Below are 5,585 nucleotides of genomic sequence, written 5' to 3'. Positions count from 1 at the left end.
GTATGACATCCCCGTCGGGCGTCAGCGACGCTATCCGGATTTCATCATCCTTCATCCCTCCCGCGGCCTGCTCTTTCTCGAGGTGAAGGACTGGAAACCGGAGTTGCTGAAGGGTATCAACCAGAGCGACGTCTCGCTGCTTACCGGAGACGGCCTGGTGACCAAGGCCCACCCGCTGGAGCAGGCGCGCCAATACGCCTACGCGGTGGTGAACCAGCTGACGCGCGACCCGCTGCTGCGCGAGCGCTCGGGGCGATACGAGGGGAATCTGATCACCCCGTACGGCTGGGGCGTGGTGTTCACCAATATCACTCGACGACAGATCGAGAAAGCGATTCCGGAGGAGGCGCGCGAGCGTCTGCTGCCGGATCACCTGATGATCTACAAGGACGAGATCACCGAAAGCGCCGACGCCGAGCGCTTTCAGGAACAGCTGTGGGGTCTGGTTGGGAAGCAAACAGTACAAGGCCGCCTACGACCCTGCCGCGGATCGTGTGACGGTACTCACCGTTCACAGCAGCAAGGGGCTGGAATTCCCGAGGGTGATCCTGTTGGGCGTCGGCCAGATGGAGGCGCGCGAAGAGCGCAGGGAGCAGGATGCCCGACTGCTCTACGTCGGCATGACCCGCGCGCGGGAGCGCCTGCTGGTGACCACCTCCGCGGAGAACGAGTTCAGCCGGAAGGTGTTGGAAGTCGCCGGATGGGGTGAGTGAAGGGGCGAATCTCGTAAACGGCCCTTGGGCGAGGAACCTCGACGCCCGCCTCCCGGACGCCATGGTCGCCGGCATCGCCGCGGCCTCCGGGCTGACGGCCGCCACCCGCAACGAAGCGGAGTTCCGTCATTCAGGGGTGGGCTACGTCAATCCGTGGGCGCTTGGGGCATCCGAATAAACATCAAGCTACCTTTCCCGCAATTTTCCGGATCGAGGGCATGGAGCTCATGTGAAACTTGTTGTGGGTGTCCCGGTAACTCGGGTAGGTCAATACATGATGTCGAGATTTTCAAATTGACGGGGTGCTGGAGATCCTTGTGCTCGTATTCCGGACGGGACTCAATCGTTCCCCACCAACTGGCCCATGGAAACGACTCGTTCAGGGAGACGCTGTCGCAGTTTCCTGTCTTCGCTCACCAGCCGGGTGTCCAGCGCCATGGCCAAGGTGACGTACTGGGCATCGTAAACGCTGATGCCCCGATCGACCGCCAGTGACAGCGCCTGTTCCATGTCCGGTTGCAGCTCCCCCGCGGCAAACAGGTCGAGGGCGTTGCGCCATAGTTGCGTGGCCGCTCCCAGGTCGAGTACCTCATTGCGCGTCAGGGTGCCGAGCACGTTGATCATTTCGTGCCGCCAGAGGGAGGGAAGCCGCCATTCGTCGTCCCGCTCGTACAGCCGTACCGCCAGGGCGCGGTGCGGCGTATCGGTCAGCAGATAGATGACGACGTTGACGTCGATAACGATCACGCCCGGCCCTCTTCCCTGGCCTCATCCAGCATCTGCTGGGTCAACGGCTTGCGTAGCCGGACCGGCGCGGGGAGTTCGGCTCGTTCCGGCCGATGGACCGCCGTCTCGATGATAGCGATCAGCTCCTTGTTCAGGCTGCGGTGGTGACGTTCCGCGCGCTGCTTCAGCTCCCGGTGCAGCTCATCGGGCAGATTCTTGATCAGAACGGATGCCATGGGAGTTGTCTCTATATACCGTTTCGGTAGTGTTATGCTAGCACAGCCAGGGGGCACATCCCATGGGGGTGGTCTGATCATGGCGATCACCCGGGGAAGCGCTAGTCTACTAGTCTACCGGCGGCAGTCTACCGGGACACCCATCATAAGGAGTTGGGAGAAAACACCAGGACCGGCGCCGCGGGTGTGAGGTCGCGAGTCGGTTGGGGGGCGCCCTACGTCAGAAGCGCCTTGCCGGCGGCGAGGCCGGTTGTTCGTTGGTCGTTGCTACGATGGGTGTCCCCCCCGTTGGCAGTGGGTAATGAGCAGGATGACCTCGGGCGAGCGGCGTGTGGCGCAGCGGCTGAAGGGGCTGCTGGAAGACGACTACACGGTTTGGTACGACATTCCGGTAGGACGTCAGCGACGCTATCCGGATTTCATCATCCTTCATCCCTCCCGTGGCCCCTTTCGGAATTGCCGAAGCCCCTCCTCAATGGTGAGCGTGAGTCGCTTCACCGTGGTCTGATGGGCGAGCGTCGGGGCCGGAGTCATATCGTAGACCACCCCGTCGATCAGCTCGCAACGCAACTCGTCCGGCCACTGGAAGTAGTCGGAGACGCGAAAGGTCTGCCGGTCGATGGCGTGTTGCATGGTGGGAGTATAACCGAACCGATCGGCGCCGATGGACAGGCCAACGAGCGGTCGAAGAGGGCGCGGAGAAGCCGGTATAGTGAGCGCTTCAATCGAAGGAGTCCCCCATGTCCCGCGAATCCCACGCCCCCCTCCAGCTTGAACTCCCCCCCGAGGTGATCGACCGTCTGCGCCTGCGAGCCGAGGCTACCGGCGTGCGCATCGAACAGCTGGCCGAAGAGGCGCTACGCCGCGAGCTGGCCGACGGCCGGCGCCACAACACCGTCTACGTCTCCGCGCCGGTAAACGCACTGCTCGAAGGGATCTACCAGGAGGACACCACCGTCGGCGCCATCCGCCAGCGCGGCGACTTCGGCCTCGGCACCTTCAACCAGCTCGACGGCGAGATGGTGGTCCTCGACGGCCGGGTCTTCCAACTCAAGTCCGACGGCCGCGCCTACGCGGTGGACGACGAGGAGCGCACCCCCTTCGCCTGCGTCACCTTCTTCTCCGCCGACAGCAGCGAGCGGATCGAGCGCCCCCTCGACTACGCCGGACTCAACGACCTGCTGCCACGCATGCTCCCCTCGCTCAACATGCTCTACGCCATCCGCATCCAGGGTCATTTCGACTACGTGCGCACCCGCTCGGTACCGCGCCAGGAGAGCTACCGGCCGCTGGTGGAGGTGGCCCGCGAGCAGCCGGAGTTCGAGTTCCACGACCTGCGCGGCACCCTCGCCGGCTTCTGGACCCCCGAGTTCATGTCCCAGATCACCGTGCCCGGCTACCACCTCCACTTTCTCACCGACGCCCTCGACAGCGGTGGTCACCTGCTGGAGTGCCGCACCTGCGACGTGGAGATCGCCATCCAGCACGTCCCCAGCCTGGAGCTCGGGCTGCCGGTGACGCTGGACTACCTGACCGCGGAGTTCACCCGCAACGCCGAAGAGGACCTGGAGGAGGCGGAGCGTTGAAAAACGAAACGACTGGATCGCGCGCGCCACACATGCCACGGTGAGCGAAGCCGAATTTTAGATACTTCTCACCGACCAGCCTGCGAAGGATCCTCTTCTTGTCGGTGTTCTTGTCAGGACACCCATTGTTCTTGTCAGGACACCCATTGGAAAGATTACACCCGAATCCCCGCTCATCGAGGCTGTAGGAATTTTCGGATAGGCTATCAGATGGAAGAGGAAAATGACGGACGGCCCTTGAACGTCTGGAGCGTCCCGGCAATACTGGTGAAAAATCCACGTATACATGCCTGCCAAACGTCATGACCCGTGCCAGAAAAACGCTCATCTCACTGGAGGAAACCCATTTCTACCACTGCGTCTCACGCTGCGTTCGTCGGGCGTTCCTATGTGGTGAGGATCCCCTCACCGGTCGGGACTATAGTCACCGGCGGCAGTGGATCGAGGATCGGTTGTTCGAACTCGCCGATGCCTTCGCCATCGATGTCGCTGCGTTCGCGATTCTCTCGAACCATACCCACCTCGTCCTCCATGTGGACTCGACAGCGGCGGAAGAGTGGTCCGGCGCCGAGGTGATCGAGCGCTGGCATCGCTTGTTCAACGGGACGTTGCTGAGTCAGCGATACCTCGCCAAAGACCCGCTATCTCCCGCGGAGATGGATTACCTCGATCAGACAGTGGAGATCTGGCGAAACCGGCTCCAGGACATCAGCTGGTTCATGGGTCGTCTCAACGAATTCATCGCTCGCCGGGCCAATGCGGAAGACCGCTGTACCGGCCGTTTCTGGGAGGGGCGATTCAAGTCCCAGGCCCTGCTCGACGAAAAGGCGCTCGCGGCATGCATGGTCTATGTGGATCTCAATCCGGTTCGCGCGGGAATGGCCAAGACGCCCGAGGAGTCCGACTACACCTCCGTCCAGATGCGTGCTGAAACGGCCGCCAAGACCGTGTCCAAATCGGATGCTGACTCACCGACGCAACCCGGCAGGTTGCTTCCATTCGTCGGAAACCTGCGCGAGGAGATGCCGAAGGGAGTTCCTTTCCATCTCGCCGACTATCTCCAGGTGGTCGACTGGACCGGTAGAGCTATCGTCGATGGAAAACGTGGCTCCATACCTACCGATTTACCGCCAATCCTGGAACGCCTGCGTATCGAACCAAAGCACTGGCTCTATCTGGCCCGAAATTTTGAGAGTCCTTTCAAGGGGCTGGTGGGTGCCGCCCATACACTCCGAGCTACGTGCCAGCGACTTGGCTACCAACGAACGCCCAGCTTTTCCGCCTGCAAGACCCTCCTCACCTAGATTCGAACGATACTTCATCGTTCCTTTGTAGCGACGATCGAGTCGCCGTTGCGTCAATACTCAAACTCGGCTGAGTTTGAAGATGTAACTCACCACCTCGCGCGTCATTCTGGCTCATATCTGCGATATTGCCGCTATACGTCGACCAACCGGGAAGTCATTTGATAACGTTGAGTTACCTTGGGTGTCCCTCCTGTTTCCTCTAAATTCTCATATTGTTTTCTACAGAATACTTGCCGAGCCGCAAAGTTGGGTGTCCCTGATGACTTTATCATATCGTTGAGTTACCTTGGGTGTCCCGTATTCCACCTATTCTCAAATAAAATTGACTGCTATTCAGTCGCCTCCTTGTATAGCGCACTTTGCTGGAAATCAGGGTGCTGCTGGCCATAAGCCAGTATATGCTTCTTTGCCTGAACTGCTTCAGCGACCAGTGCAGGATGCCGCAGTGCATAATTGATATGCCCAAACATAAGCGCTTGCGGGTACTCTTTGCGTTGAAATTCGATATCCGCTATACAACCTGACAAGATGCGTTTGCTCAGTGCTTTCACCTCAGCTTGAAAATAGGAGATGTCAGGGTACTCGTTATAACAGCTCAATACTCTAAAGGCATTATACTTGACATGCCTTTGAGCAGTTGGTCGATATCCGGTGAAGACCTTGTATACTTTCTCCAGGTGCGATGGAATTTTGAAAAGGGGAAGATAGAGCAGATCATAGTACAGCCTACCGAAACTTTTACTTTCGCTTCTGAGGTGATAGTTAATTTCTTCTACAATTTTGTGAATTAATACCTTGTCCTCATCTGTATTGGAGTGCAACAGTGTTTTTATCGCTTGAAACACTAAAAAGGTATAAGTTTGTTTTAAGTTGTGCAAAATAGTTCTTGCTGCTTGAAGTGCAGACTCTTCGTGCTTCAAGGTTCGTAATGCCGTGCTGACTATTTGGTAGGGCAGCGTGCTGAAAAAGTCGTCTTGCGACAGGATTATTTCCGCCGCTGTTTTTGCTGGCTCCGCT

General features: G+C 58.9%; 7 protein-coding genes and 2 pseudogenes. 5 read left to right on the top strand and 4 right to left on the bottom strand.

Annotation, left to right across the window (positions count from 1 at the left end; genetic code table 11):
- Positions 1 to 7 precede the first annotated feature (7 nt).
- Both ACYQ2W_RS25045 and ACYQ2W_RS25040 read left to right on the top strand, forming a co-directional pair.
- Positions 8 to 166, top strand: a pseudogene (locus tag ACYQ2W_RS25045) (hypothetical protein); the annotation flags it as partial.
- 280 nt (positions 167 to 446) lie between these two features.
- Positions 447 to 713 carry a 3'-5' exonuclease gene (locus ACYQ2W_RS25040; protein WP_459873555.1) on the top strand — a complete coding sequence of 89 codons (267 nt, stop codon included), beginning with the start codon at positions 447 to 449 and terminating at the stop codon, positions 711 to 713.
- 339 nt (positions 714 to 1,052) lie between these two features.
- Here the strand turns inward: ACYQ2W_RS25040 and ACYQ2W_RS25035 are convergent, their stop codons facing one another.
- Both ACYQ2W_RS25035 and ACYQ2W_RS25030 read right to left on the bottom strand, forming a co-directional pair.
- Positions 1,053 to 1,460 (bottom strand): type II toxin-antitoxin system VapC family toxin, encoded by a 408-nt coding sequence (locus ACYQ2W_RS25035; protein ID WP_459873553.1) that lies wholly within the window; start codon positions 1,458 to 1,460, stop codon positions 1,053 to 1,055.
- A complete protein-coding gene (locus ACYQ2W_RS25030; RefSeq protein ID WP_459873551.1) occupies positions 1,457 to 1,675 on the bottom strand; it encodes a FitA-like ribbon-helix-helix domain-containing protein in 219 nt (72 codons plus the stop codon). Before ACYQ2W_RS25030 ends, ACYQ2W_RS25035 begins: the two co-directional genes overlap by 4 nt.
- A gap of 310 nt (positions 1,676 to 1,985) precedes the next feature.
- Between ACYQ2W_RS25030 and ACYQ2W_RS25025 the strand changes: the two are divergent.
- A pseudogene (locus ACYQ2W_RS25025) lies at positions 1,986 to 2,120 on the top strand (nuclease-related domain-containing protein); the annotation flags it as partial.
- Here ACYQ2W_RS25025 and ACYQ2W_RS25020 read toward each other — a convergent pair.
- Positions 2,105 to 2,308 carry a hypothetical protein gene (locus ACYQ2W_RS25020; RefSeq protein WP_459873558.1) on the bottom strand — a complete coding sequence of 68 codons (204 nt, stop codon included), beginning with the start codon at positions 2,306 to 2,308 and terminating at the stop codon, positions 2,105 to 2,107. The pseudogene ACYQ2W_RS25025 and the gene ACYQ2W_RS25020 overlap by 16 nt on opposite strands.
- A 107-nt stretch (positions 2,309 to 2,415) precedes the next feature.
- On the opposite strand from ACYQ2W_RS25020, the gene budA reads away from it, so the two are divergent.
- Together budA and ACYQ2W_RS25010 are read left to right on the top strand one after the other, a co-directional pair.
- Positions 2,416 to 3,261 (top strand): acetolactate decarboxylase, encoded by an 846-nt coding sequence (gene budA / locus ACYQ2W_RS25015; protein WP_459873549.1) that lies wholly within the window; start codon positions 2,416 to 2,418, stop codon positions 3,259 to 3,261.
- Positions 3,262 to 3,713: 452 nt separating this feature from the next.
- Positions 3,714 to 4,565, top strand: a complete 852-nt coding sequence (locus tag ACYQ2W_RS25010) for a transposase (protein WP_459873547.1) — start codon at positions 3,714 to 3,716, stop codon at positions 4,563 to 4,565.
- Between the two features lie 332 nt (positions 4,566 to 4,897).
- Here ACYQ2W_RS25010 and ACYQ2W_RS25005 read toward each other — a convergent pair.
- Positions 4,898 to 5,585, bottom strand: a 688-nt coding sequence (locus tag ACYQ2W_RS25005; RefSeq protein ID WP_459873545.1) for a hypothetical protein, incomplete at its 5' end; no start/stop codon positions are given.

Source organism: Endothiovibrio diazotrophicus, from assembly GCF_054657215.1.
Note: the sequence above shows the minus strand (reverse complement) of the source record. Positions and strands in the feature narration are given on the sequence as shown.

Excerpts from the sequence above, each read along its gene's own strand:
- ACYQ2W_RS25020 (WP_459873558.1), bottom strand. The coding sequence starts at position 2,308 with ATGCAACACGCCATCGACCGGCAGACCTTTCGCGTCTCCGACTACTTC.
- ACYQ2W_RS25030 (WP_459873551.1), bottom strand. The coding sequence starts at position 1,675 with ATGGCATCCGTTCTGATCAAGAATCTGCCCGATGAGCTGCACCGGGAG.
- budA (WP_459873549.1), top strand. The coding sequence starts at position 2,416 with ATGTCCCGCGAATCCCACGCCCCCCTCCAGCTTGAACTCCCCCCCGAG.